The 24933-nt window shown below is 74.3% G+C and carries 21 protein-coding genes and 1 pseudogene; 10 read left to right on the top strand and 12 right to left on the bottom strand.

What is annotated here, in order from left to right; genetic code table 11:
• Window positions 1–94: 94 nt before the first annotated feature.
• The gene (locus tag ACFY60_RS21530) at window positions 95–952 is read left to right on the top strand and encodes a phosphotransferase enzyme family protein (protein ID WP_388612504.1); all 858 of its coding nucleotides are present in this window, start codon (window positions 95–97) and stop codon (window positions 950–952) included.
• Between the two features lie 56 nt (window positions 953–1008).
• Window positions 1009–1839 (top strand): alpha/beta fold hydrolase, encoded by an 831-nt coding sequence (locus tag ACFY60_RS21525; protein ID WP_388612502.1) that lies wholly within the window; start codon window positions 1009–1011, stop codon window positions 1837–1839.
• 11 nt (window positions 1840–1850) lie between these two features.
• Here ACFY60_RS21525 and ACFY60_RS21520 read toward each other — a convergent pair whose 3' ends face one another.
• The 4 genes from ACFY60_RS21520 to ACFY60_RS21505 all read right to left on the bottom strand — a co-directional run bounded on the left by ACFY60_RS21520 (window position 1851) and on the right by ACFY60_RS21505 (window position 6322).
• On the bottom strand, window positions 1851–2576 hold the full coding sequence (locus ACFY60_RS21520) for a 3'-5' exonuclease (protein WP_388612501.1): 726 nt from the start codon (window positions 2574–2576) through the stop codon (window positions 1851–1853).
• 66 nt (window positions 2577–2642) lie between these two features.
• Window positions 2643–3929 carry an SAV2148 family HEPN domain-containing protein gene (locus ACFY60_RS21515; protein ID WP_388612499.1) on the bottom strand — a complete coding sequence of 429 codons (1287 nt, stop codon included), beginning with the start codon at window positions 3927–3929 and terminating at the stop codon, window positions 2643–2645.
• A gap of 110 nt (window positions 3930–4039) precedes the next feature.
• A complete protein-coding gene (locus ACFY60_RS21510; protein WP_388612497.1) occupies window positions 4040–5362 on the bottom strand; it encodes a copper amine oxidase in 1323 nt (440 codons plus the stop codon).
• A 54-nt stretch (window positions 5363–5416) separates the two neighbouring features.
• Complete coding sequence (locus tag ACFY60_RS21505; RefSeq protein ID WP_388612495.1) at window positions 5417–6322, bottom strand: Tat pathway signal sequence domain protein; 906 nt, start codon at window positions 6320–6322, stop codon at window positions 5417–5419.
• Between the two features lie 138 nt (window positions 6323–6460).
• Between ACFY60_RS21505 and glgX the strand changes: the two genes are divergently transcribed.
• Window positions 6461–8581 (top strand): glycogen debranching protein GlgX, encoded by a 2121-nt coding sequence (gene glgX / locus ACFY60_RS21500; RefSeq protein WP_388612493.1) that lies wholly within the window; start codon window positions 6461–6463, stop codon window positions 8579–8581.
• Here glgX and ACFY60_RS21495 read toward each other — a convergent pair.
• The gene (locus ACFY60_RS21495) at window positions 8550–9779 is read right to left on the bottom strand and encodes an MFS transporter (RefSeq protein ID WP_388612597.1); all 1230 of its coding nucleotides are present in this window, start codon (window positions 9777–9779) and stop codon (window positions 8550–8552) included. The genes glgX and ACFY60_RS21495 overlap by 32 nt on opposite strands.
• A 90-nt stretch (window positions 9780–9869) precedes the next feature.
• On the opposite strand from ACFY60_RS21495, the gene treY reads away from it, so the two are divergent.
• The gene (gene treY / locus ACFY60_RS21490; protein WP_388612491.1) at window positions 9870–12224 is read left to right on the top strand and encodes a malto-oligosyltrehalose synthase; all 2355 of its coding nucleotides are present in this window, start codon (window positions 9870–9872) and stop codon (window positions 12222–12224) included.
• Window positions 12225–12283: 59 nt separating this feature from the next.
• Here treY and ACFY60_RS21485 read toward each other — a convergent pair whose 3' ends face one another.
• From ACFY60_RS21485 to ACFY60_RS21475, 3 genes are all read right to left on the bottom strand, one after another.
• Window positions 12284–12799: a hypothetical protein gene (locus ACFY60_RS21485; RefSeq protein WP_388612489.1), complete on the bottom strand. Its 516-nt coding sequence runs from the start codon at window positions 12797–12799 to the stop codon at window positions 12284–12286.
• A 90-nt stretch (window positions 12800–12889) separates the two neighbouring features.
• The gene (locus tag ACFY60_RS21480) at window positions 12890–14017 is read right to left on the bottom strand and encodes a cytochrome P450 (protein WP_388612488.1); all 1128 of its coding nucleotides are present in this window, start codon (window positions 14015–14017) and stop codon (window positions 12890–12892) included.
• Window positions 14018–14163: 146 nt separating this feature from the next.
• Window positions 14164–14712 (bottom strand): FHA domain-containing protein, encoded by a 549-nt coding sequence (locus ACFY60_RS21475; protein WP_388612486.1) that lies wholly within the window; start codon window positions 14710–14712, stop codon window positions 14164–14166.
• A gap of 228 nt (window positions 14713–14940) precedes the next feature.
• Here ACFY60_RS21475 and ACFY60_RS21470 point away from each other — a divergent pair, with 228 nt between their 5' ends.
• Together ACFY60_RS21470 and treZ are read left to right on the top strand one after the other, a co-directional pair.
• Window positions 14941–15909 carry a GNAT family N-acetyltransferase gene (locus ACFY60_RS21470; protein WP_388612484.1) on the top strand — a complete coding sequence of 323 codons (969 nt, stop codon included), beginning with the start codon at window positions 14941–14943 and terminating at the stop codon, window positions 15907–15909.
• Between the two features lie 62 nt (window positions 15910–15971).
• Window positions 15972–17723 carry a malto-oligosyltrehalose trehalohydrolase gene (gene treZ, locus ACFY60_RS21465; RefSeq protein ID WP_388612482.1) on the top strand — a complete coding sequence of 584 codons (1752 nt, stop codon included), beginning with the start codon at window positions 15972–15974 and terminating at the stop codon, window positions 17721–17723.
• A gap of 33 nt (window positions 17724–17756) precedes the next feature.
• Here treZ and ACFY60_RS21460 read toward each other — a convergent pair whose 3' ends face one another.
• Genes ACFY60_RS21460 through ACFY60_RS21450 form a run of 3 tightly spaced genes read right to left on the bottom strand, consistent with a single transcriptional unit; the run spans window position 17757 to window position 20232 of the window.
• A complete protein-coding gene (locus ACFY60_RS21460; RefSeq protein WP_388612481.1) occupies window positions 17757–18716 on the bottom strand; it encodes a hypothetical protein in 960 nt (319 codons plus the stop codon).
• A gap of 49 nt (window positions 18717–18765) precedes the next feature.
• Window positions 18766–19653: a LysR family transcriptional regulator gene (locus ACFY60_RS21455; protein ID WP_388612479.1), complete on the bottom strand. Its 888-nt coding sequence runs from the start codon at window positions 19651–19653 to the stop codon at window positions 18766–18768.
• Window positions 19654–19674: 21 nt separating this feature from the next.
• Window positions 19675–20232, bottom strand: a complete 558-nt coding sequence (locus ACFY60_RS21450) for a tetratricopeptide repeat protein (RefSeq protein WP_388612477.1) — start codon at window positions 20230–20232, stop codon at window positions 19675–19677.
• A gap of 97 nt (window positions 20233–20329) precedes the next feature.
• Here ACFY60_RS21450 and ACFY60_RS21445 point away from each other — a divergent pair, with 97 nt between their 5' ends.
• The 3 genes and pseudogenes from ACFY60_RS21445 to ACFY60_RS21435 form a co-directional block, all read left to right on the top strand.
• Window positions 20330–21058 (top strand): hypothetical protein, encoded by a 729-nt coding sequence (locus tag ACFY60_RS21445; protein ID WP_388612475.1) that lies wholly within the window; start codon window positions 20330–20332, stop codon window positions 21056–21058.
• 348 nt (window positions 21059–21406) lie between these two features.
• On the top strand, window positions 21407–22732 hold the full coding sequence (locus ACFY60_RS21440; protein ID WP_388612473.1) for a PQQ-binding-like beta-propeller repeat protein: 1326 nt from the start codon (window positions 21407–21409) through the stop codon (window positions 22730–22732).
• 78 nt (window positions 22733–22810) lie between these two features.
• A pseudogene (locus tag ACFY60_RS21435) lies at window positions 22811–23646 on the top strand (IS5 family transposase); the annotation flags it as partial.
• A 44-nt stretch (window positions 23647–23690) separates the two neighbouring features.
• Here the strand turns inward: ACFY60_RS21435 and ACFY60_RS21430 are convergent.
• Window positions 23691–24317: a nucleoside/nucleotide kinase family protein gene (locus tag ACFY60_RS21430; RefSeq protein ID WP_388612471.1), complete on the bottom strand. Its 627-nt coding sequence runs from the start codon at window positions 24315–24317 to the stop codon at window positions 23691–23693.
• 180 nt (window positions 24318–24497) lie between these two features.
• On the opposite strand from ACFY60_RS21430, the gene ACFY60_RS21425 reads away from it, so the two are divergent.
• Window positions 24498–24920 (top strand): VOC family protein, encoded by a 423-nt coding sequence (locus ACFY60_RS21425; protein WP_388612469.1) that lies wholly within the window; start codon window positions 24498–24500, stop codon window positions 24918–24920.
• Window positions 24921–24933 lie beyond the last annotated feature (13 nt).

The following is a 24933-nucleotide window of genomic DNA, read 5'->3' as shown; positions in this document are numbered from 1 at the left end:
GTGCTGACGGCCTGCCGGCCCGTCAAGGCGGCGGGCGGGGTGAGCTGCGCGGATGGCAGACTTTGGCGCGAAAGCGTGGTGGAGGGAGAGGTCGATGGACGAGGCGCGGGCCCGGGAGGTGCTGGCCGCGGCGGGGCTGCCGGCCGCGGAGGCACGGCTGCTGGCCCTGGGCGAGAACGCGGTCTTCGCCGTGGGCGGCCTGGTGGCGAAGGTCGGCCGGGACGCGGAGCTGCTCGGGCGGGCGGAGCGGGAGCTGGCGCTCGCCTCGTGGCTGGCCTCCGCGGGCGTGCCGGCGGTCCGTCCGGCGGAGGAGAGGCCGCTGATGGCCGGGGGGCATCCGGTCACGCTCTGGCACCGGCTGCCGGAGGCGGTCCGGCCGGCCGAGCCGCGCGATCTGGCCCCGCTGCTGCGGGCGGTGCACGCGCTGCCGGAGCCGGAGGTGCCGGCGCTGCCGCGCCGGGAGCTGCTGGGCGGGGTGGAGCGGTGGCTGCGTCTGGCGGGGGACGCGATCGACCCGGCGGACGCGGCGTTCCTGCGGGAGCGCCGGGACTCCTTCGCCCCGGCGGCGGCCGCCCTGGTGCCGCGTCTGACGCCGGGCCCGATCCACGGCGACGCCCTGCCGCGGAACGTGCACGTGGGCCCGGACGGTCCGGTCCTGGTGGATCTGGAGACCTTCTCCTCGGACCTGCGCGAGCACGATCTGGTGGTCCTGGCGCTGTCCCGGGACCGGTACGGCCTGGACCCGGCCGCGTACGACGCCTTCACCGAGGCGTACGGCTGGGACGTGCGGGAGTGGGAGGGCTGTGCGGTGCTGCGCGGGGCGCGGGAGACCGCGAGCTGTGCCTGGGTGGCGCAGCACGCGCCGTCGAATCCGAAGGCGCTGGCCGAGTTCGAGCGGCGGGTGGCCTCGCTGCGCGGCGGTGACGCGGAGGTCCGCTGGTACCCCTTCTGACATCATGATCCCGGGTGAACCGAACCTATCGTGGGGAACGGGGTCTTGTGATGCGGATGGAACTCTCGGACGCCACGCTGGACGTGGAGGTGCGCGGTGAGGGCCCTGCCGTGGTGCTCGTGCACGGCTTCCCGGACAGCCACGCCCTCTGGCGCCACCAGGTGCCGGCGCTGTCGGCGGCGGGGTTCATGACGATCGCCCCGACCCTGCGCGGCTTCGGCGACTCGGACCGGCCCGGGGGCGACCCGGAGGCGTACCACCCGGCGAAGCACGTCGGCGACCTGCTCGAACTCCTGGCCCGGATGGGCCTGGACCGGGTGCATCTGGTCGGCCACGACTGGGGTTCGGGCATCGTCCAGGGCATGACGCAGGCCGCGCCGGAGAAGGTGCGGAGCCTGAGCCTGCTGTCGGTGGGTCACGTGGCGGCGATCCGTGACGCGGGCTGGGAGCAGCGGCAGCGCTCCTGGTACATGCTGCTGTTCCAGCTGGCCGGGCTGTCCGAGGAGTGGCTCTCCCGGGACGACTTCGCGCAGCTGCGGGAGATGCTGGGCGAACACCCGGACGCGGAGGCGGTGCTCGAACCGCTGCGGGCGCCGGGCGCCCTGACGGCCGCGCTGAACATCTACCGGGCGGGCATGCCTCCGGAGGCGCAGTTCGGTCCGGAGCGTCCGCTGCCGCCGCTGCCCGCGCCGGTTCCGGTGCTGGGCATCTGGTCCAGCGGCGACCGTTTCCTCACCGAGCGGCAGATGACGGACACCGGCAAGCACGTGTCCGGCGACTGGCGGTACGAGCGCGTGGAAGGTGCGGGGCACTGGCTCCAGCTCGAACAGCCGGAGCGGATCAACACGCTGCTGCTCGACTTCCTCGGGCAGCACGCGGACGACTGAGGTCCGTGCTCTCAGCCCACCACGGCCGTGGCGCCGCGCAGGGGCCACACCGGGTCGACGACGGCGTCCGTCTCGCCCTTGCGGCGCAGGAAGGCCTGGAAGTCCTCGGCCCAGGCGCGGTACCAGGTGATCTGTCGGGCGTGGAGCTCGGCCGGGTCCAGAGCGGCGACCTCGGCGTGCCGGCCGGCTATCGCGACGGCGACCCGGACGGCCGCGAGGGCGTCGGCGGCGGCGTCGTGGGCGGATTCGAGCACCACGCCGTACTCGCCACAGACCGCTTCCAGGGTCCGCTTGCCGCGCCGGTAGCGGTCGACGGCCCGGTCGATGGTGTACGGGTCGACGACGGGTCCGATGCCGGCGCCGCCGAGCCGCTCGCTCAGGGACGGCAGCGCGTGGCGGCGCAGTTCGGCGGCGAGCAGGGTGAGGTCGAAGGAGGCGTTGTACGCCACGACCGGCACGCCCTTCTCCCAGTAGCCGGTGAGGGTGCGCGCGAGTTCGTCGGCGACCTCCCGCACGGGCCGGCCCTCGGCGGCGGCGCGCTCGGTGCTGATGCCGTGAATGGCGGAGGCCTGCGCCGGGATGCGGATGCCCGGGTCGGCGAGCCAGTCCCGCCGGTGCGTGATCCGGCCGCCGCCGTCGACCTCGACGACCGAGGCCGTGACGATCCGGGCCTCCAGCGGGTCGGTGCCGGTCGTCTCCAGGTCGAAGCCGACCAGCGTCTCGCCGTGCCAAGCCATCGGGTCCTCCTTACGTGATCTCCCCCGTGGTGCTGACCACCCTCGCACGCGCCACTGACAACGGGTTCAGGAGACCGGCCGGGAGTCGAGCCACACCGCCTCGAACTCCTCCCGGTACGTCTCGAAAAGTCCGTGTTCGCCGTGCGGGTCGCGCTGCCCCTGGCGCACCACGTTCCGGCCGCCGCCCCGGAGCACGAGCACCGGCGCTTCCATGCCGCGGGCCCGGCGCAGGTAGGACTGGACGACGCCGACGCCGTCCGGGCCGTCGCCGTCCACGAGGTAGGCGGTGAAGCGGGGCGTCTCGTCGAAGACGTGGATCTGGAAGGCGCCCGGGTCGCGGAGCTTGGAGCGGACCCGGCGCATGTGCAGGATGTTCATCTCGACCGAGCGGCTGAGCTCGCCCTTCTTGAGGCCGAGTTCCCGCTCGCGCCGCTTGACGGCGCTGCTGGCCGGGTTGAGGAAGAGAAGCCGTATGCGGCAGCCGGACTCGGCGAGCCGGACCATGCGGCGCCCGGAGAAGTTCTGCACGAGCAGGTTCAGGCCTATGCCGGTGGCGTCGAGGCGGCGGGCGCCGCCGAAGAGGTCCTCGGCGGGCAGCTGCCGCTGGAGCCGGACCCGGTCGGGGTGGACGGAGACCACGTCGGCGTACCGGTCGCCGACGAGGTCCTCGACGGCGTCCACCGGCAGCCGGTCGGCGGACGGGACGCCCGCCCCGCTGCCGAGGATCTCCAGGAGGCGGGCGGAGGCCCGCTCGGACTGGGCGAGGACGGTCAGCGACAGGGCCCGGTTGCGGGAGACGACGTTGCGCGTGACCTCCAGCTCGTCCAGGGCCAGTTCGACCTCGCGCCGGTCGTCGAAGTAGGGCTCGAAGCAGGGCCAGTGCTGCACCATCAGTTCGCGCAGCTGCGGCAGCGTGAGGAAGCTGAGCACGTTGTCGTCGGCCGGGTCGAGCAGATAGCCCTTGCGGCGCGAGACCTCGCGCACGGCGGCGGCCCGCTGGACCCATTCCTGTCCGGCCGGACCGGCCGCGGCCACCACCCACTCCTCGCCGTGCACGGGTTCGTACACGGGCCGGAGCACGGCCGCGACCACGGCCCGCATGCGCTGCTCGACCAGGTTCAGCCAGATGTAGGCGCGGCCGGCGCGCTGGGCGCGGGTGCGCACCTCGCTCCAGGCCTCGGCCCCCCAGTCGAGTTCCGCCCCGATCTCCACGGGCCGGGCGACCGGCACCGTGCCGGGGGGTACGGCCGTCCCCGGTGGGGCGTCCGCTCCCGGGGGCGCCTCCGCGGGGTCCGCGGGCCCCCCTTCGTGACCCGCGTCCCCTGGGGGCAGCTCCCGGCCTCCCGAGCTCACCCACGCACCGCCTTCTGCTCCTGGACGCCCGTCTGTGCACATCCGTCAACGATCAAGGAAGGGTACTCCGGGAGCGGGAGGCGGTGCAGCAGGATCGACAGGCTGCTTGCTCAACTCCCCAGATCGGGCTGACCGTTCTGGGAGGCGAGTTCGGACGGAGTGAGCGGATTCATAGCGGTTACGTCCCGGGGCGCGAGCTGGAAACCCTGCCAGTGGACCGGCATGGGCTGCTGGTCCTCGTCCCGGGCGATGTGGTGGAACCCGATGTTGACCCACACGGACGGTGTGGTGAGCGTCTCGCCGTTGACCCACTTGTCGACGCTGTCGCCGCCGCGCGGCCCGCAGTCACCGATGTTGTTGCTCGCGAACTGCTCGCAGGCCCGGGCCTGGGTGAAGTAGACGTCGTGCCGGGTGAAGCCGCGCCCGGCGTGGGTGTCGGTGTGACCGGGGACGATCTCGTACGAGCGGGCGTGGCCGTCGGCGTTCTTGCCGGTGCCGCTGACCACGCGCCACCAGCGCATGTTCTTCGCGTCCCCGGCGAGTTCCTTGGTGACGGGGGTGCGCTTGGTCTTCACGGTGGGGCCACCGCCGCCGGCGGGCGGCGCGGTGACGGTGGAGTCGAACTGCTCGATGCGGTCCTTGGCGCCGTCGAGGCCGAAGTCGAGCTTCCAGAAGACGTTGTGGGCGTGGCTGGTGGCGTAGGAGCGGGCGCCCTTGCCGATGGGCCAGCCGCGGCCGTCGGTGGCGTTGTAGTCGACGGGCGAGAGGCTGCCGGTGGCACCCACGTTGGCCCCGATGGTGCCGTCGGAGGAGAAGCGCCACTCGGAGATGTACTCGTACCAGCCGACCTTGTTGACGGTGTAGACGAGCAGGTCCTTGGCCTGGGCCTGCCAGACCTTGCCGCCGCCGTCGCTGGCCATGCGGTAGGCGTGTCCGCGGGCCCGGGTGGTGGTGCACAGGCCCTTGACCTGGCCGAGGTCCGGGACCTTGACGGTGGTGAGGGTGCCGCCCGGGCATTCGGCGGGCTTGAGCTCCTGCAGGCCCCAGCCGAAGCCGGCGCCGGTGAGGTCGTCGTACTCGGCGCCGCCGTCGTCGTAGGGGACGTGGATCTGGGCGAGCCGGGCGGTCTTGAGGACCCTGACGGGGGCCTCGGCGCCGGGCGGCTGGTACGTGACCTTGTCGAGGATCAGTCCGGCGTCGGTGCTGTAGCGCCAGCACATGCGCCAGACGGCGCCGCCGTCGAGCTTCTGGGTGATGCGGTAGGCGGCCGAGCAGTCGGCGTGGACGGAGCGGTTGCCGGTCGTGGGGGGCGGCGTGGGCGCGGCGCCGGCGCTGGTGGCGGGCCCGGCGGTGGCCGTGGCGGCGCCGAGGACGGCGGCGGCGGTGAGGACGGCGCCCCGGGTGCGGGCGCGCCGGTGTGGCTGGGTGGACATGCGGGCGTACTCCCTCGTACGGGTCGTGAAGGCGGCAGGGCCGGGCGGCGGTGGTCAGCCGACGCGGACGACGGTCCTGGCGGAGAGGTCGACGATCAGGTTCCGGGTGTCGATCCAGGCCCCGTTGCGGACCTTGGTGACCAGCCGGACGCAGCGGTGTTCGCCGCAGCGGGCGAGCTGGGCGGGCACGTTCGCCTCGCGGTAGGTGCGGTAGACGTCGCCGTTGAACCAGAGCTGGCCGGTGGTGGTGAGCTCCTTGCCGGTGGCGTCCTTGTAGTCCTCCTTGACGCCCTTGCCCAGCGGGCTCGCGAGGATGAGTTCGAGGGCTTCGCGCAGTTCCTCGGGGTGGGCGGAGGGCTGGACGCCGCGCTGGACGCCGGTGCGCTCGACCTTGCCGGTGTCGAGGTTGACGGTGCGCGTGAGGAGTTCGTCGCGCGCGTAGTCGTAGAAGCGGACCTGGGCGCGGCGCGGTGCCGGGCCGGTCTCGCCCTCGCCGGGCAGCGGGTCGGCGAGTTCGGTGGCCAGGTGCTGCGGTCCCCGGCCGCCGTCGGCGTTCTGCCGGGCGGCGGTGCCGGGCGGGGTCAGCGCCAGCGTCTCGGCCCGGGCCAGCTCGTCGTCGGTGAGCGGGTCGGTGCCCACCCCCTTCGCCCCCTCGGGCGCCGGCGGCGCCACGCTCGCGGGCGGCGGCGCGGTGGCGGCGCCCTGCGCCCCCGCGTCGGTCCGCGCCGTCCCCGCCGCGTCGGCCGCCCCGGCCCCTTCAGCGGTGCCGGCCGCGCCGTTCCCGGTGCCCGTCACCTGTCCCGCCGGGCCGGTGGCGGCCGTGGCGCCCCGGCCGCTCGGCGTGTCGTCGGCCCCCGCCGTGCCCGGCATGCCGATGGCCACCGCGACGGCGGTTCCCGTCACCGCCATCGCCGCTCCGGCCACCACCTTCCCCAGGTGGCGGCGCGCTATTTCGTACACACTTCCCCCTCTTCCCCCCGCTCGGTCTTCGGTCACCCGGTAGGACGGGGCGAAGTCCTAGGAGGTTGCCCGCTTTTCGGGCAGGATCTGGCCGAGGAACATCCCCTGTATCCGGACAGAAGAGGAAGAGTCGCATTCATGCAGGTCTGGCCGGGACGGGCGTATCCCCTGGGCGCCACGTACGACGGAGCGGGAACCAACTTCGCGGTCTTCTCGGAGGCCGCGCACAGAATCGAGTTGTGCCTGATCCATGACGACGGTTCGGAGACGGCGGTCGAGCTGCGCGAGAGCGACGCGTTCGTGCGGCACGCCTATCTGCCGGGCGTGATGCCGGGTCAGCGGTACGGCTTCCGCGTCCACGGCCCGTACGAGCCGGAGCAGGGGCTGCGCTGCAACGCGGCGAAGCTGCTGCTCGACCCGTACGCGCGGGCGGTGTCGGGGCAGATCAGCTGGGGCGAGGCGGTGTACGGGTACCCCTTCGGGCGGCCGGACGCGCGCAACGACCTGGACTCGGCCCCGCACACGATGACCTCCGTCGTCGTCAACCCGTACTTCGACTGGGGTGACGACCGCCGTCCGCGCACCGAGTACCACCACACGGTGATCTACGAGGCCCATGTGAAGGGCCTGACGATGCTGCACCCGGAGCTGCCGGAGGAACTGCGCGGTACGTACGCGGGCCTCGCCCACCCGGCCGTGATCGGGCACCTGAAGGAGCTGGGCGTGACGGCCCTGGAACTGATGCCGGTGCACCAGTTCGTCAACGACCACCGGCTGGTGGACGCGGGCCTGTCGAACTACTGGGGTTACAACACGATCGGCTTCTTCGCCCCCCACAACGCCTACGCGTCCTGGGGCGACCGGGGCCAGCAGGTGCTGGAGTTCAAGTCGGCGGTCCGCGCGCTGCACCAGGCGGGCATCGAGGTCATCCTCGACGTGGTCTACAACCACACCGCCGAGGGCAACCACCTGGGCCCGACGCTCTCCTTCCGGGGCCTGGACAACCCCTCGTACTACCGGCTCGGTGACGACCCGCGCTACTACTACGACACCACCGGCACCGGCAACTCGCTGCTGATGCGCTCGCCGCACGTCCTTCAGATGATCATGGACAGTCTGCGGTACTGGGTGACCGAGATGCACGTCGACGGTTTCCGCTTCGACCTGGCGGCGACCCTGGCCCGGCAGTTCCACGAGGTGGACCGGCTGTCGTCCTTCTTCGACCTGGTGCAGCAGGACCCGGTGGTGAGCCAGGTCAAGCTGATCGCCGAACCGTGGGACGTGGGCGAGGGCGGCTACCAGGTGGGCAACTTCCCGCCGCTGTGGACGGAGTGGAACGGCAAGTACCGGGACTGCGTCCGGGACCTGTGGCGGGGCGAACCGCGCACCCTGGCCGAGTTCGCCTCCCGGCTCACCGGCTCCTCCGACCTGTACCAGGACGACGGGCGCCGGCCGCTGGCCTCGGTCAACTTCGTGACCTGCCACGACGGCTTCACCCTGCGCGACCTGGTGTCGTACAACGAGAAGCACAACGAGGCCAACGGCGAGGGCAACCGGGACGGCGAGAGCCACAACCGGTCGTGGAACTGCGGCGCCGAGGGCGAGACCGACGACGTCGGCATCAACGAGCTGCGGGCCCGGCAGATGCGGAACTTCCTCGCCACGCTGATGCTCTCGCAGGGCGTGCCGATGCTCAGTCACGGCGACGAGTTCGGCCGGACGCAGAACGGCAACAACAACGCGTACTGCCAGGACAACGAGGTCTCCTGGGTGCGCTGGCCGAAGGGGGACGGCGACGCGGAGGGCACCCTGCTCCGCTTCACCCGGGCGATGGTCCGGCTGCGCCGCGAGCACCCGGTCTTCCGGCGCCGCCGCTTCTTCCACGGCCGGCCGGTGGAGGGCACGCACGACGAGCTCACCGACATCGCCTGGTTCACGCCGGAGGGCGAGGAGATGACCTCGCGGGACTGGCAGGCGGCGCACGCGCAGGCGCTGACGGTCTTCCTCAACGGCCAGGCCATCTCCGAGCCGGGGCCGCAGGGCGAGCGGATCTCCGACGACTCCTTCCTCCTGATGTTCAACGCCTCGGCGCAGGAGCTGGAGTTCACCGTCCCGGACAGCCACGGCCGGTACTGGCGGACGGTGGTGGACACCTCCGACCCCGAGGGCATGCCCCCGCAGGAGGGGCCGGAGCTGTCGGGCGGGGAGCGGGTGACGCTCGCGCCGCTCAGCATGACGGTGCTGCGGCGCCCTGCCTGACGGAGGGCTCCGGGACACCGGCCCGTACCGTCCAGGACAGCACCGCGCAGGCCACGGCCGCCCCCACCGCCACCGCGAAGGCGGCGGGGGCGCCGTGGCCCTCGGCGAGGCGCCCGGACACGGCGAGGGCGAGGGCCTGACCGCCGACGATCCCGCTGGTGAGGAAGGCCATGGACTCGGCGAGCCGGGCGGCGGGCACGGTCCGTTCGGTGAGCCCGAAGACCGTGATGAGGTGCGGCGCGTAGGCGGCACCGAGGACGACGACGACCGCGTACAGGGCGCCGAGCGAGCCGGCGAACAGCAGCGGTACGGAGAGGGCGACCAGCGCGGCGGTGGCGGCACGCCACCGGGTGACCAGCCCGATCCGGGCGGGAACGGCCGCCATGGACAGTCCGACGGCGGCGCTCATCACGCCCATCGCCGCGTACACGAGGCCCGCCTGGGCGGGAGCGCCGAGCCGCTCGGTGAGGGCCGTGATCCCGGCCTGGGAGGCGCCGAACATGGCGCCCTGGAGGACCATCGTCACCCGGAGCGCGTACGCGCTCCGCGGCAGCCGCGTCCGTTCGGCGGCACCCTTTCGGGTGGTGCGCGCGGCGGGCCCGGGGGCGGTCGCGCGGGCCGAGGGGTGCAGGGCGAAGGCCGAGCCGCAGACGGCGAGCAGGACCGCGGCGGCCGACAGCGCGGCCGCCGGGTGGGCGAGCGCGGCGGCGAGGCCCACCAGGGCCGGGCCGAGCACGAACGACACCTCGTCGAGGGTCCCCTCGAAGGAGAGGACCGCCCCGACGGTGCGGTCACCGGCGCCGCCGCGGCGGGCGAGGGCCACCGAGCGGGTCCGGGCGAGCGGCCCGACCTGCGGGACGGTGGCCCCGGCGAGCGCGCCGAGGCCCATCAGGGCGGCGGTGGGGGCCTGGGCGAGCGCGGCGAGGACGAGGGCGGTGACGGCGACCGCGTTGGCGAGGGAGGCGGTGAGGACGATGCCGCGCTGCCCGTACCGGTCGGCGAGCCGGCCCACCACGGGGCCCGCGACGGTCTGCCCGGCGGCCAGGGCGCCGCCCGCGAGGCCGGCCGTGGCCAGCGAGCCGCTGGTCTCGGCGACCAGGAGCAGGCTGCCCAGCTGGCACATGGCGGTGGGCAGCCGGCCGAGGAAGGAGAGTGCCGGGAGCACCGGCCCGAGCAGCGAGAACGTGTCGCGATACATCCGCAGCATCGGGCGAACCTAACGCGCTTCACCCGATCGGGCGCATGGGGCGATGACACGGAAGCCCCGCCACGGGGTACGTACGTTCGCATGACGCCCAACCCGGTCCGTACCGCCCCGTGCACCCCGCCGACCGCCACCTACCGGCTCCAGCTCCAGCCCGGCTTCCCGTTCGCCGCCGCCGAGCGGGCCGTGCCGCACCTGGCCGGGCTCGGCATCTCCCACCTGCACCTCTCCCCCGTCCTGGAGGCCGTGCCCGGCTCCACCCACGGTTACGACGTCACCGACCACCGGTCGGTCCGGGCCGAACTCGGCGGCGAGGCCGGGCTGCGGGCGCTCGCGGCGACCGCGCGGGCGCACGGCCTCGGGATCGTCGTGGACCTGGTGCCCAACCACATGGCCGCCTCGCCGGCGCACAACCGGCCGCTGCGCGCGGTGCTCCGGGAGGGCCCGGACTCGCCGTACGCCCGCTGGTTCGACATCGACTGGACGGCGGGCGGCGGGCGTCTGCTGCTCCCGGTGCTGCCGGCCCGGCTGCCGGAGGTCCGGGACCGGATGCGGGTGGAGGGCGGGACGCTGCGCCTGGACGGGCAGGAGTTCCCGCTGCGGGCCGGCACGGAGGAGCTGCCGCTGGAGGAGCTGCTCGACGCCCAGTGGTACCGGCTCTGCTGGTGGCGGCTGGCCCGCACCGAGCTCAACTACCGGCGCTTCTTCACCGTCTCGGACCTGATCGGGGTGCGCGTGGAGGACCCGGTGGTGTTCACGGAGACCCACGCGAAGATCGTGGAGCTCGTGCGGGACGGGGTGATCGACGGCCTGCGCATCGACCACCCGGACGGACTCGCCGACCCCCAGGGCTACCTGGAGGACCTGGCGGAGGCGACCGGCGGGCGGTGCTGGACGGTGGTGGAGAAGATCCTCACCGGCGAGGAGGCGCTGCCGGCGGCCTGGCCCGTGGCGGGCACCACCGGGTACGACGCGCTGCGCCGGATCGACGGCGTCTTCACCGACCCCGACGGCGCGGAGGAACTGGCCTCGCTCTACCGGGCGTTCACCGGCAGCACCGGCGACCGGGGCGGGCGGTGGGAGGCGACGGCGCACCGGGCCGCGTACGAGGTGGTGGGGCACGACCTGGCCGCCGAGACGGCCGCGCTGACCCGGCTCGCGGAGCGGATCTGCGCCGCCGATCCGGCGCTGCGGGACCACGCGCCCTGGGCGCTGCGCACCGCGATCCGGGAACTGCTGGTGCGCGTCCCCGTCTACCGGACCTACCGGACCGGCGGCGAGGAGGTCCTGACACCGGAGGCGGCGCGGGGCGCGAAGGCCGCGTTCGCGGTGGCGGAGGAGGCCTCGGCCGTCGACACCGTGCGGGCGCTCGCCCTCGGGACGCTCGGCGACGGGCCGGACCACCGGGCGTTCCGGGCCCGGTTCGCGCAGACCTCCTCCGCGCTGCGGGCCAAGTCCGTGGAGGACAGGGCCTTCTACCGGTACGCGCCGCTGCTCTCGGCCAACGAGGTGGGCGGCGAACCGGGCCTGCCCGCCGTGTCGCCGGACGAGTTCCACGCCTGGTGCGGGCGGATCGCCCGGGACTGGCCGGACACCGGCACGGTGCTCTCCACGCACGACACCAAACGCAGCGCGGACGTACGGGCCGGGATCGCGGTCCTCGCCCAGTGCCCGGGTGAATGGGCGTCGCTCCTGGAGGAGGTCTCCGGGGTTCCGGCCCCCGATCCGCACGTGGCGTGGACGGCCTGGCAGACCGCCTTCGGCTTCGGCACGCCGGACCCGGAGCGGCTGACGGCCGCCGTGCTGAAGGCGGTACGGGAGGCGGGGCTGCGGACCAGCTGGACGGAGCCGGACCCGGCCTACGAGCGGGCGGTGGCTGAGTTCGTGGCGGCGGGCCCCGGGCGCATCCCGCTGCGGGCGGCCTCGGAGGCGGCCTTCGCCCTGGAGCCGCACATCCGGGCGCACCGGCTGGGGGCGGCGCTGGCGCAGCTGACGATGCCGGGGGTGCCGGAGCTGTACCAGAACACGGAGCGGGAGTACCGGGCGCTGGTGGACCCCGACAACCGGGAGCCGTTCGCGGCCGGTCCCGACGACGAGAAGACGGCCCTGGTACGGGCGGCGCTGCGCTTGCGGCGGGAGCGGCCCGAGGTCTTCGGTGCGGCCGGCTCGTACACGCCGCTGACGGCGGAGGGCCCGGCGGCGGCGCACTGTCTGGCCTTCGCCCGTGGCGGGGAGGTCGTCACGGCGGTGACGCGGCTCCCGCTGCGGCTGGCGCGGGCGGGGGGCTGGCAGGACACGGAGCTGGTCCTGCCGGAGGGCCGGTGGGAGGACGTCCTGGACGGCGTCAGGGAGTTCACGGGCGGCCCCGCCTCCGAGACGAAGGCGGCGGAGCTGTTCGCGGAGCGGCCGGTGGCGCTGCTCGCGCGGATCCGCGAGTGAGCGCGCCGGAGACGGACCCGGGGGGACGGGACCGGGTCCACGTCCCCCCGGGGCGCCGGTCAGTAGCGGCTGGCCCGCGTGACCTCGCACTTGGTGTACTCGGAGCCGTCGCCGCTGCCGAAGTAGGGGGTGGACACCTCGGCGCTCGCGGAGGCGCCCGCCGCGACGGCGATGCCCGACTTGAACGCGGTCGCCGAGGTGGCGCCGCTGCCGGTGAACTTCATCGTGACGCTGTACGTGCGGTCGAGGGAGCCGTCGTTCTTGACGGTGATCCGGCCGACGAGCTCCTTGCGGGACGGCTCGTACCGGCACGTGTCGATCGTCACGTCACGGGCCGCCTTGTCGGCGGTGCCGCCGGTGCCGGGGACGGAGCCGCCGGTGCTGCCGGAACCGCTGGAGCCGCTGTCGTCGTGGCTGCCGCTGCCGCCGGAACCGCTGCTGGAGCTGCTGGAGCTGCTGGAGCTGCTGGAGCCGCTGCTGTTGTCGCAGCCTCCGCCGCCGGAGCCCCGGGCACCGGTCAGGGCGACGAGCGCGATGCCGAAGACGGCGAGCGCGCGGACATGACGAATCTTCACGTTTCAATCCCCGTTGAAAGTGGTATGGATATGGGCTCGCTTGACGAGCGCACGTCACCCTAGCAGCGGTGGGCGGGGCCCCGTCCCGGCTCAGCCGCGCGGACGGACGATCAGGCTCCGGGGGGCGCGGGTGATCAGGCCCGTGGGCGTGGGGCGGAACCCGTCGGCGAGACGCAGCCGGGGCATGGCCGTGAACAGCGCCCGCAGGGCGTACTCCGCCTCGAAGCCGGCGAGCAGGACCGCCGGGCAGAAGCCCTTGCCGTACGTGAGCTGGTCGGCGTCGTCGCGCAGCGGGTCGAAGCGGTCGGGCGCGCGGAAGCGTTCCGGATCGCGGCCCGCCGAACCGATGAGCAGGGCGACGGACGCGCCGGCCGGGAGGACACCGCCGCTGACCGGCACCTCGGCGCGGGTGCGGCGGACCGCGATCTGGACGGGCGGGTCCCGGCGCAGGGACTCGTTCCAGGCGCGGGCGACCAGGCCGGCGGGGGCGTCGCGGAGTGCGGCGGCCTGCTCGGGGTCGGCGAGCACGTTGCCGAGGAAGGAGGCGAGCGCCTTCTCGCGTACGGCGATCTGGCCGCCGCACTCGCCCGCGAGCGTCCCGGCGGCCCGGCCCCGCACGAGCCGCATCATGTCCCGGTACGGGATGCCGACGGCGGCGGCGACGGTCCCGGCGGGCAGCCAGTGGCAGAAGTCGGCGACCAGGTCGGCCTGCGCGCGGTCGGCGAGCCGGCGGGCGAGGACGTGCGCGGTGCGCTCGGCGACGGACCGCAGCTCCCCCACGTCGACGTCCACGTGCGCCCGGGCGCAGGGCGGGTCGCCGGGCCGGTGGCCGTGGGTGAAGCGGGCGTCGGTGAGGGCCGTGGCCACGTCGGCGTACCGGCTGAGGACCCAGGCCCGCAGGAGCGGGTCGTAGGTGAGCGGGAACCGCTCGCGCAGGACGCGGTGGACGGGGTGCGGGTCGTGCGCCGCGCCCGGGTCGAACGGGCTCGGGGCGACGGTCCGCGCCTCCGGCGCGGCGGCGGCCGGGGCGGTGGTCCTGACCCGGCCGGGGACCGGGGCGACGGGCCGCGCGGCGGGGCGGACCGCCGGTGTCATCGGGGTCAGCCGCCGCCAGGGGTCACCGCCGGCCCCCCGTGAGGGGTGGTCCGGCCTCTCGGGGCGGGGGGTCTCGTACTCCGGTATCCCGTGGTCCGCATCGCGGTTCGGCGCCTCGTTCATCGCGTCCCCTGTCGGTGGGCTGTGGGTACCGCGGCCGACGGACGTGGCACGCGTCTCCCCACCTCATCACCGGCCGTCCGGCGCCGCGCGCCGCGTACCGCCGAACGGATGAAGCGCGGGGGTGGGGACGGCGCCCTTCCCGCGGGTCAGTCGAGCGAGAGCCGGAACGTCATCTCACCGAAGCCGACCACGTCACCGGCCCGGACCACGACGGCACCGGTCACCCGGCGTCCGTTGACCGTGGTGCCGTTGGTGGAGCCGAGGTCGCGCAGCACCCACATCCCGCTCCGCATCGACAGTTCGGCGTGCAGCCGGGAGGCCGTCTCGTGGCTCAGCCGCAGCCCGTTGACGGGGTCGCGGCCGATGCGCAGCGGGTGCGGACCGGGGTGGGGCAGCAGCAGCTTCGGCAGCCGCTCGGCCGCCCAGGCCCGCCGCAGCCGCGCCGTGAACGCCGACATCTTCTCGACCGCCCCGACGACCCGCCGGGTCCACGCGCCCTCGCCCCGCAGATCCGCGGTGAGCAGGTCGAGTTCGTCCGGGCCGCGGGCCGCGAGCGCGCGCTCCATCCGGAACAGGAAGGTGTCGTGCGAGAGCCGACCCTGCGCGGCGCCCTCGCGGAGCAGCATCAGCGCCCGATCCCGCTCGGCGTCGGAGAGCCGAGGGGAGTTCGCCGGGAGCTCGAAAGGGGTCGTCACGGGCCTGATTGTCGGCCCGTCGGCCCCGGAGTGTCCAGAAGGGCCGGTACGGACGGCCCGGGACGGGGCGGTGCCCGCGGGACCGGGCCGGTCGCGGGCAGGCCCGGCGGCTCGGTGCGAGGGCGCCCGCGCACGCGTCCGGTGCCGGGGAAAAGACGTGTCGTCCGCTCCGAGATCACTGCTACGGTCGGCCGGCTCGACCCGATGCGACCCTGGGGGACCACCCACGTGCCCGACGCACTCGTCATACGCCCGCTCACCGGACCGGAAGAGCTCGGACTCTTCCTTCGCCTGACCTACACGCTCGACGACGAGCTCGCCGACGACCTCGCCACCGGCCGCCGTGTCCCGCGGTGGATGTGGGTGGCCCTGCGCGGTGAGCGGCTCGTCGGCCGGCTGTCCTGGTGGACGCACAAGGCCGGCGGGGAGCCGTTCACGCTCGACTTCTTCGACCTCGACCCGGAGCTCCCGGAGGAGGAGCGCGCCGACATCGGCCTGCGGCTCCTGGAGACGGCGACGGCCGCGGTGATCCCGGCGGGTGCGCCGCGCCCCGAGTTCGGGCGGTTCCTGCCGGCCGACTGGCGGGAGGTCCCGGAGACCCGCGCCCGGCTCGAGACGCTGTTCGGCGTCCTGGAGCGGTCGGGGGCCCGCCCGCTGGTGGAGCGGCTGCGCCTGGAGTGGCTGCCGGGGACGCCGGTGGCCGAACCGACGGGCCGCCTGGCGTTCCGGCCGGTGCGCGACCGGGAGGACCTCGTGGGCCTGATGACCGCCGTGATGGAGGGCACGCTCGACGCGCACGGGCGGGCCGACCTCGCCTCGGGCCTCACCCCGCGCGAGGCGGCGGAGCAGCACTACGACGAGGAACTCGCGCAGTACGCCTCCCCGCGCGACTGGTGGCGGGTCGCCGAGCTGCCGGGGAGCGGCGAGCCGGTCGGCTTCGTCGTCCCCGCGCGGAACAACTACCACCACACGATCGCGTACATCGGCGTCCTGCCCGCCCACCGGGGGCACGGGTACATCGACGACGTCCTGGCGGAGGGAACCCGCGTCCTGGCCGCCGCCGGCGTGCCCCGCATCCGCGCCGCCACGGACCTCGGCAACGTCCCGATGGCCGCCGCGTTCGCCCGCGCGGGCTACGTGGCGTTCCAGCACGCGGTCAACCACGTGTGGGACGCGCCGGGCGCGTCGCCGTCCTGACTGCCAGGATGGGGACGGTAGTCGTTCGCTGATCCGCACTCCGTCGACGAAGGGACCGGCAGGTGCTGTTCGAGGTGTGGGCGCCGCACGCCCGTGACCGGGTGACGCTGGAGCTGAACGGCTCCCGCCACGCCCTCGGCCGGGACGCCGAACGGGACGGCTGGTGGACCGGGGTGGTGCCCGCCGGGGACGGCGACCGGTACGGCTTCGCCCTCGACGGCGGCCCCGTCCTGCCCGACCCGCGCGCCCGGCGGCTGCCCGACGGTCCCGAGGGCCTCGCCGCCGTCGTCGACCACGCGGCGTACGCCTGGCGGCACGAGGCACCGCGCCTGGGGCTGCGCGGCGCCGTCCTCTACGAGCTGCACGTCGGCACCTACACCCCGGAGGGAACCCTCGACGCGGCGGCGGAGCGCCTCGGCGAGCTGGCGGGCCTCGGCATCACCCATGTGGAGCTGATGCCGCTGTGCCCGTTCCCCGGGGTGCGGGGCTGGGGGTACGACGGGGTGGCGCCGTGGGCCGTCCACGAGCCGTACGGCGGCCCCGAGGCGCTCAAGCGGTTCGTGGACACGGCGCACGGCCTCGGGATGGGCGTCGTCCTCGACGTGGTCCACAACCACCTGGGGCCGTCCGGCAACCATCTCCCCGTCTTCGGGCCGTACTTCACCGACACCCACCACACCCCGTGGGGCGCCGCGGTGAACCTGGACGCGCCGGGATCGGACGAGGTCCGGGCGTACTTCCTGGGCAGCGCGCTCGCCTGGCTGCAGGACTACCGGATCGACGGGCTGCGGCTGGACGCGGTGCACGCGCTCGCCGACACCCGGGCCCTGCACTTCCTGGAGGAGCTGTCGGAGGCGGTCGACGCGCTGGCGGAGGAGCAGGGCCGGCAGCACTTCCTCATCGCCGAGTCGGACCTGTGCGACCCGCGCACCACGGCCCCGCGCCCGCTCGGCGGCCTCGGCCTGCACGCCCAGTGGAACGACGACTTCCATCACGCCCTGCACACCGCCCTCACCGGGGAGTCGCAGGGCTACTACGCCGACTTCGCCCGCGCCCCGATGGCGGCGCTCGCGAAGACCCTCACCCACGTCTTCTTCCACGACGGCACCTACTCGGCCTTCCGGGGCCGTCACCACGGGCGGCCGGTGGACCGGGAGCGCACCCCCGCCCACCGTTTCCTCGGCTACGCGCAGACCCACGACCAGATCGGCAACCGGGCGGTCGGGGACCGGCTCTCCGCCTCCCTCTCCCCCGGGCTGCTGGCCTGCGCGGCGGCGCTGGTCCTGACGGGTCCCTCGGTGCCGATGCTGTTCATGGGCGAGGAGTGGGGGGCGTCCACGCCGTGGCAGTACTTCACCGACCACACCGACCCGGAGCTCGCCGAGGCCGTACGGAAGGGGCGGCGACGGGAGTTCGCGGCGCACGGCTGGGCCGAGGACGAGGTGCCCGACCCGCAGGACCCGGCGACCCGGGACCGCTCGGTCCTCGACCGCTCCGAACGCGAACGGGACCCGCACCGGCGGCTGCTCGCCTGGCACCGGGAGCTGATCGCCCTGCGCCGCACCCAGCCCGACCTGACCGATCCGGATCTGGCCGGTGTGAAGGTGGCCTTCGACGAGGACGCGCGGTGGCTGGTCTTCCGGCGGGGCGACCTGCGGGTGGCCGTGAACCTGGGCCGTGAGGCGGCCGGGATCCCGCTCGGCTCCGACGGCCGCGACCGGGTGCTCGCCGCCTGGGGCCGGGTGTCGGCGCCGGGCGCGGACGGGGTGCTGCGGCTGCCGGGCGAGTCGGCCGTCGTCCTCGCGGACGGCTGACCGGGCCGTCGGTCCCCCGGCCGGCCCCGGGGGTCAGCGGCCGTCGGGTCCCTGGGCGATGAGGTGTTCCAGGAGTTCCTGGAAGTCGTCGCCCACGACGATCCGCAGACCGCCCCGGTCCGCGTCGCGTTCGCTGAGCTGGGTCAGCGTGCCGTCCCGCCACCAGAACACGTACGGGCTGATGGCGCCCGGCGTGTCCTCGTACCCGGAGGCCGCGAAGGAGGCCATCGTGCCGAGGGCCGGGATGATGCTGGTGTCCCGGATGGGGTGGAAGGCGAGCTGGTGCCGGAAGGGCAGGGCGACCAGGGCCCCGTGCTCCCCGAGCGGCAGCCCGGTGACCCGCCGGACGACGCCGTCCAGGTCGAGGACGCGGCTCGCGGTGTAGAAGGAGTCGCCGAGGATGACCTCGAAGGAGACGCCGTCCGCGTCCCGGACGGTCTCGTGCTCCTCGACGGGCAGCCCGCGCAGGTTCCGCAGCGCCCGGTCGCGCAGCCGCGCCGGGTCGCCCAGCCGGTCGAGGGCCTCGTCGGTGAGGGTCATGACGCTCTCCGGCAGGTCGAGGGCGAGGACCTCGTACAGACCGGGGGCGAGGCTCCTGGCGTACCCGAAGGTGTCGGGGTCGATGCCCTCGCCGCTGACCACCCGGGGGTAGAGCTGGGAGCGGATCTGTTCGGGCGGGAGGGTGTCGAGGGCCGACGGGCCGTCCATCGCCTTCACGACCAGGCCGATGTGGCGGTGGATCAGCCGCGGCCAGACGCGGGGGCCTCGGGGGTCCTGGTGGCAGACGGCGGCGAGGTTGCCGAGGCCGAACTGCCGGCCCCGGTCGTCGATCACGTGGTCGGCGTAGACGGTGACCTCCAGGCCCAGTTCGGCGAAGGCCGACCGGACGCCGCCCCGGAAGAGGGCGGCCTCGCGCTCGGAGAAGTACGCGAAGCGCGGATCCCTCGGCGCGTCCTCGCCGTCCCGCCTGGGCCCTCGTCGCAGCCACCCCACGCCCGCCCGCCTTCCCTCGCCGTTGGCCACAGGGTAGCGAGTGGGTGTGTCAGCCTCGCAGCCTGCGGGTGAACTCGCCCAGGCGGCCGCCGGGTTCGCCCTGTCCGGCCGGTGCCGCGGGCAGCAGCAGCTCGGTGCGGTGCACGAGCCGGGGGGTGACGAGGGGGACGGTGACGGCGCCGGGCACCCCCTCCGTCACGGGCAGGGGCAGCAGCGCGAGGCCGTGGCCCGCGGCGGACAGGGCGACGAGCGCCCGGGGGTCGGAGCCCTCGTAGCGCAGGGCGGCGCGGAAACCCCGTCCGGCGGGCCCGCCGTGGACCGCCCGCAGCCGGTCCAGGGCGATGCCGGCGGCGGGGGCGTCGAGCCAGCGGGCGTCGGCCAGGTCGGTGAGGCGCAGTCCGGAGCGGCCGGCCAGCGGATGGCCGGCGGGGAGGACGACGGCGAGCGGCTCCTCGGCCACCCGGGTCGCGGCGAGCGGGGCCACGTCGGGCAGGCGGAGCGGGTCGCTGGGAGCCGCGACCCCGTCGACGAGCCCGGCGTCGGCCTCGCCGGTGGCGACGGCGGCGGGCACCCGGTCGCGGTCCAGGGCGCGCAGGGTGACCCCGGTGGCGGGCAGCGCGGCCAGGACGCGCGGGTGCAGGGCGAGCGCCGAGGCGGCGACGGTGAGCGTGGCGCGGGGCGCGGCGGCGAACCGGTCCAGGTCGGCGCGGGCGGCGTCGATCCGGAGTAGCAGCGCCCCGGCGTGTTCGAGGAGCCGTTCGCCCGCCGGGGTCGGGGCGACGGGCCGCCGGGCGAGCAGGGGCAGCCCGAGGTCGGCCTCCAGGGCGGCGATGTGCTGGGAGACGGCGGACTGGGTGTAGCCGAGCTCGCGGGCGGCCCGGGAGAAGGAGGCGAGCCGGGCCACGGTGACGTACGTGCGGAGGAGGTGCGGGTCCACGTGCGGTGCCGCCCGGTCCGGTCAGGAGCCGTCGGGGGCGGTGAGGAGGGCGCGGGCGTAGTGGGCGAGGGAACGGTTGTAGCGGGGCAGCAGCGGGGCGAGGGCGCCGAGCGCGAGGGAGGCGGCCTCGCGGTCCCGGCCGGTGTCGGCGAGGGCGAGCGCGAGGAAGGCATCCACGGCTCCGGCGAGGGCCCGCTCGTCGGCGTCGAGCCGGTCGGCGGGGATGTCCCGCTCGGCGGTGAGGAGTTCGACGCTGCGGTCGGGCCGGCCGAGGTTGCGCAGGCTGCTGGCCAGCTGGATGACGGCCCGCCTGCGGCGCGGCCCGGTGAGGCCCCGGTCCAGGGCCCGCCGGTAGAGGTCCACGGCCTCCTCGGGCAGCCCGGTGGAGTCGTGGGCGGCGCCCAGTTCGAAGAGGGCCGCGGCGTCGTCCCCGGGCCTCTCGGCGGCCAGTTCGGCGATCCGGGCCCGGAAGCCGGCGGGGTCGTGGGCGTCGAACCGCTGCCAGAGGGCGGCGACGCGGTCCTCCCAGTCCTGGTCCGTCCCCGGGCCGGTGCCCCGCTCTGTTCCGTGGGTGCTCATGCGCCTCAGCCTAACGAGACGGGCATCAGTTCTCGTGATGGTCGAAGCAGAGATCATCGTTGGACGTGCACCACGGCGGCTCCGCAGGATGGAGCGCATGACCACGCACACCGCTCCCCGGATCGCCCTCGTCGGCGACCGCTCCCCGCACGTCACCTCGCATGTCCGGATCCCCGTGCTCCTCGACGCGCTCGCGGAGCGGGACGGGCTCGCGCTCGACGCGTACTGGATCCCCACGACGGACGCGGAGGCGCCCGGCGCGGTGAAGGGCTTCGACGCCGTGTGGGTGCTGCCCGGAAGCCCGTACGCCAGCGAGGCGGGGGCCCTCGCGGCGATCCGCACCGCCCGCGAGGACGGCATCCCCTTCCTCGGCACCTGCGGCGGCTTCCAGCACGCGCTGCTCGAGTACGCCCGCTCCGTCTGCGGTCTGGAGCGGGCCGCCCATGCCGAGAACGACCCGGCGGCCGGCGAGGACGACCTGGTGATCGCGCCGCTCGCCTGCTCCCTGGTGGGCCACGAGGGCCCGGTCCGGGTCGCCCCGGGCTCCCTGGCCGAACGGGCCCTGGGCGCCGCGCGGACGCAGGAGCGCTACCACTGCGCGTACGGCCCCGACAGCCGCAGGCTCGACGTCCTGCGGGCCCACGGCCTGCGGTTCACGGGCGAGGACGAGGAGGGCGGCGTGCGGATCGCCGAACTGCCCTCCCACCCGTTCTTCCTGGCGACCCTCTTCCAGCCGGAGCTGGCCGGTGACGGCACCCGGCCGCACCCGCTGGTCCGGGCGTTCGCGGAGGCGGCGGCCACGCACGCGCGGGGCGGCCGTTCCTGAGGGCGTGCCGTACGGGGGGCGGCGCCGCACGGGGGTCGGCGCCGCGCCCGGAGCCTCGGCGGGGTCCGGACGGCTAGGCCGTGTCTTTCGGATCTTGCCGGGCTCGTGGCGTCTGGCACGTTCATCGGTAGCTCCGCGGGCACGAGAGGTCTCCCCGTGACGCGTTGTCGTCGATCGCCGATCTCCGCATGGATCCCCTCGTCCGCCTTGCATCTGCACGCACCTCGTCGGCTGGCCAGGGGAACGTGCCTTCCGTCCGGGTGGAGCGGCTCCCTATGATGATCGCCGCCGAGGAACGCAGGGATGTCCTGTGGGCCGTCGACGGCAACCGCTCGGGGGGGAGTGGACATGACCACGCAGGTGAACGACGTACGGTCGGGCAGACGGATCGGGCGCCCCCTGGTCAGGACGGCGGCGGCCCTGGTCGCCCTCTGCTCGCTCACTGCCGGGTGCGGCTTCTCGTGGGCCGAGGACATGGGCGTCGCCTGGGACACTCCCGTCGACCGCAAGGGCGAAACACAGGGCAACGGTGCCTGGTTGTCCGGCGACACCCTGGTCCACAGCCGCTTCGACGCGGTGCGCGGATACGACGCCTCCAGTGGCGCACGGCGTTGGGAGTACGTGCCGCCCGGCCGCTCGGCGGTCTGCCACGCCGCCGCCGACACCGATGGCTCCGTCCTGATCCTCACCCGTGACGCGGACGGCGCTTCCGCCTTGGCCAAGGGCGAACCCTGCGCCACCGCCGTCGCGATCGACATGAAGAACGGCCGCGAGCTCTGGCAGGCCCCCGACGCCGCCACCGATCGCGGTCTCGACCGCTTCCGGCCCTCTTCGGTGTCCGCAGGCGGCGGCATCGCCGTGCTCGTGAAGAAGGACGGCCTGCATGCCGTGGACGTGCGCACCGGGAAGTCCCGCTGGAAGGCGGCCCTGCCCCAAGGCTGCGTCCCGGGCCGGACCGCGGTGGCGGAGCGTCAGGTCGCCGCCCTCCTCGCCTGCGGCAGCACCGGCACTCAGCAGGAAGACGAGTTCCCGGAGGGCGCCGAACTGCACGCCGCCGCCTTCGCGCCGGCCACCGGCGCGCTCCTGTGGTCCGCCCCGCTCGGGGGCCGGAGTGCCATCCGTTGGGACACCAGGGTGGAGTTCGTCTCGGCCGACCCGCTGGTCGTGGCCGCCTCGGATTCCGGCGACTCCAACTCAGGGGCCTACGTCTCCTTCGGTCGGAACGGACGCCCGAACCCGCCGATCGATTTCAGCGGTTCCTACGGCGAGATCGAGCTCTCCGACCGGCTCACGGCGGCGGTGGACGACAGCAGGCTCTACGTCGTGCCCAACCATACGGTCAGGATCAGCCGGCACGAATACCGCCTGACCGCCTTCGACCTGGCCACCGGCGAGCCCGTCTGGGGTGGCACCCGCGACGACGACCGTCTCGACGGCGACGTCGGCGACCAGTTCCTCCTCCAGGACGGGAAGCTCACCGTCCTCGCCTGGGGGGACCACGCACGCCTCCATGTCCTCGACCCGGCCACGGGCGACCAGCACGATGTTTACGATCTGCCCGAAGAACTGGACGGCGCGGACGAGATCTTCGGGTACAAGGACCGGCTCATCGTCGCTCGCTACGGGGACCAGGCGGAACCCTCCAGGCCCTTCACGGCCTACAAACGCCTCTGACCGCCCTTCGCGCTCCGTAAGGCCATCCGGTCCTGCGACCTCTCTGACCGGCAGAGCGGGAAGCCGTTGCGTCGGCAGATGCGGGTCGTACGCTGGGGCGTGTCGTTGAGCGAGGTGCAGTGGGCGCGGATCGAGCCGTTGTTGCCGGATCGAACGCCGAGGCGGGGTGGGCGGTGGCGGGATCACCGGCAGGTGATCGACGCGATCGTATACAAGTATCGCACCGGCATTCCCTGGACAGACCTGCCAGAGCACTCCGGTTCGTGGAAGGGCGTCCACGGTCGCCTGCGCAAGTGGGCTGCCGACAGCACCTGGAAAAGGGCCTTCACCGCCTTGCTCGCCCAGGCCGACGTCGAGGGCGATCTCAACTGGATCGTCGCGGTCGACTCGACCATCGTTCGCGCCCACCAGCACGCGGCGGGGGCCCACAAAAAGGGGCTCTGGCCGACGAACCGGACCATCATGCACCGGGACGGTCTCGTGGCGGGCTGACGACCAAGATCCACCTGGTGGCCGACAGCCGCTGCCGTCCACTGGCCTTCGTCATCACACCCGGCCAAGCGGGTGACGCCCCTGCACTCCCCGAGGTGATGGCGAGAGTCCGGGTGCCTCGTCCAGTCGGCAGACCGCGGACGACGCCTCATGTGGTCCTCGCGGACAAGGCATACTCCTCCCGCGCGATCCGCACCTACCTGCGGCACCGCGGGATCCGGACGGTGATCCCCCAGCCGGCCGATCAGGCAGCGAACCGCAAACGGCTCGGCAGTCGCGGTGGACGTCCTCCAGCTTTCGAGCGTGAAGCGCACAAGCAGCGGAACACCGTCGAGCGGTGCATCAACAAGATCAAGCAATGGCGTGGCTCGGCCACCCGCTACGACAAGACCGCCACCGTCCACCTCGCCGCCCTCCACCTCGCAGGCATCCCATCTGGTCCGCAAGGTGATCCGAAAGACACGGCCTACGGCACCGGGACGACGAGGTGCGCGCGGTGCCGGCCACGGGCCACGAGGCGCGCGTTCGCCTCGTCCGAGGTCCTGACCCACCGCTCCGCCCGCGCCCGGTCCTTGCCGAAGCGGACGTGCCGCTCGACGAGCCGCTCCACGCGCCGCCCGTCGTCCAGGTCCAGGTACCAGGCCTCGTCCAGGAGGGGCAGGACCCGGGCCCACGGGCCCTCGTCGTGCAGGAGGTAGTTGCCCTCGGTGATCACGAGCGGGACCTCGGGGGCGACCGGCAGGGACCCCGCGACCGGTTCCTCCAGGGAGCGGTCGAAGGCGGGGGCGTAGACGGTCACGCCGGGTTCGGGGGTGCGGAGCCGGGCGAGGAGCGCGGTGTACCCGGCCGCGTCGAAGGTGTCGGGCGCGCCCTTGCGGCCGGCCCGGCCGAGGCGTTCCAGCTCCGCCTGGGCCAGGTGGAAGCCGTCCATGGGAACGAGGACGGCGAGGCCGTCGAGGCGGTCGGCCAGGCGCGCGGCGAGCGTGGACTTGCCGGCGCCGGGCGGCCCGGCGAGCCCGAGGATCCGCCGCTGCCCCGGCTCGGCGAGGGCCCGCGCCCGGGCGGCGAGCCGGTCGAACCCGTCCGCGTCCATGCCGGCATTCTCGCACCGCGCCCGGGAGGGCCGCGCCGGCCCGGCACCGCTCCGGACAGGCCCCTGGCCGCGCCCCGCACCGACCCTCGGTGCGACCCTCGTCCGCGCGAGGGTCACCCGCTCCGGGGCGCGGGTCGACGCGCGTGGATTTCCGCCCGTTCCGCGTATTACGTTGGGGTGATGCCGTCCATCGCACTTGTCACCCTCGTCGTCCGTGAGTACGACGAGGCCATCGCCTTCTACACCGACGCCCTCGGGTTCGACCTCGTCGAGGACACCGACCGGGGCGACGGCAGCCGCTGGGTCGTCGTCCGCCCGCGCGGCGCCGCCGGGGTCGGCGGTCTCGGGAACGCCGGGCTGCTCCTCGCCCGCGCCAAGAACGAGACGGAGGCGGCCGCGATCGGCAACCAGACGGGCGGCCGGGTCGGCTTCTTCCTCCACACCGACGACTTCGCCCGGGACCACGCCCGGATGACCGCCGCCGGGGTCCGCTTCCTGGAGGAGCCGCGCCACGAGCCGTACGGCTCGGTCGCCGTCTTCGAGGACCTGTACGGCAACCGCTGGGACCTGCTCCAGCCCGCCGACCCCACGACCGCCGCCTAGAAAAACCGCTGTC

It is taken from the genome of Streptomyces sp. NPDC012827, from assembly GCF_042900905.1.
Taxonomy (GTDB): domain Bacteria; phylum Actinomycetota; class Actinomycetes; order Streptomycetales; family Streptomycetaceae; genus Streptomyces; species Streptomyces gulbargensis.
The sequence above is the reverse complement of the archived record's forward strand: the minus strand, read 5'-3'. Positions and strand labels throughout refer to the sequence as shown.